Origin of the sequence: Deinococcus aerophilus (assembly GCF_014647075.1) — a bacterium.
Classification (GTDB): domain Bacteria; phylum Deinococcota; class Deinococci; order Deinococcales; family Deinococcaceae; genus Deinococcus; species Deinococcus aerophilus.
Window position 1 is genome coordinate 1 of record NZ_BMOM01000087.1, and the last position, 704, is coordinate 704.

1 protein-coding gene is annotated in these 704 nt (G+C 58.8%); it reads right to left on the reverse strand.

The features are described 5' to 3' along the window. Positions 1 to 74: 74 nt before the first annotated feature. Complete coding sequence (locus IEY21_RS16695; protein ID WP_188905466.1) at positions 75 to 326, reverse strand: hypothetical protein; 252 nt, start codon at positions 324 to 326, stop codon at positions 75 to 77. Positions 327 to 704 lie beyond the last annotated feature (378 nt).

Genomic DNA, 704 nt, shown 5'->3' on the forward strand with positions numbered 1-704 from the left:
GTATATCGTTTTCCTTTCATCGCGCCTCCGGATTGCCCATCTTGTCGCAATCGGAGTGGACCGAGAAACAGGGGTCAGGTCATCATGAATGCGGTAAATTCGGAAAACTGCTCCTCGAGACCGTACAGGCTGACCTGATTTTGCTTCCAGGCGCATACGCAAGTGTTGAAGGTGTTGGTCGTGCGGGCGACGGTTTCCAAGTCATCGCGGCGTGCGGCGCCGCTCACCTGGACGTATAGAGGTATTGCTGCGCAGCAAAGAGGGTCCTCCGAGCGGAACTGCACCGCCCTTGACCGGGTCCTGCGCGCCGGCAACAAGGGAATCATTGTCCTGAGTGTAGGTGAGTGGAATGCTCTCAGCTAAGGGCTCGGTGCGGGCTTTCTGATGGCTTTCGTCGACGGCCTTGACCTAGCTGAGGAGAATGCCCCTTGAACGTTTCATCTCCCGTCACCGCAGGAGCGTCCACGCGGCCCGGCTGCCCGCGAGGATGGTCAACAGTGGCCACACGAAACCGCGCTGGACGTTTGCGACGACGCTCAACTCGGACCGAGTGGCGTCATGGGTATGACGGTGAATTTATCCTTGGATGTCCCTGCCCCGCCCACATTCGACCCCACCAAGTGCTAGGGTGTGTCCGCAAACCTTCAGAGCCACTCCATCAGGCAGGCAATCGTGACCATGGCCTCGAAATGACAGGCGCGTTT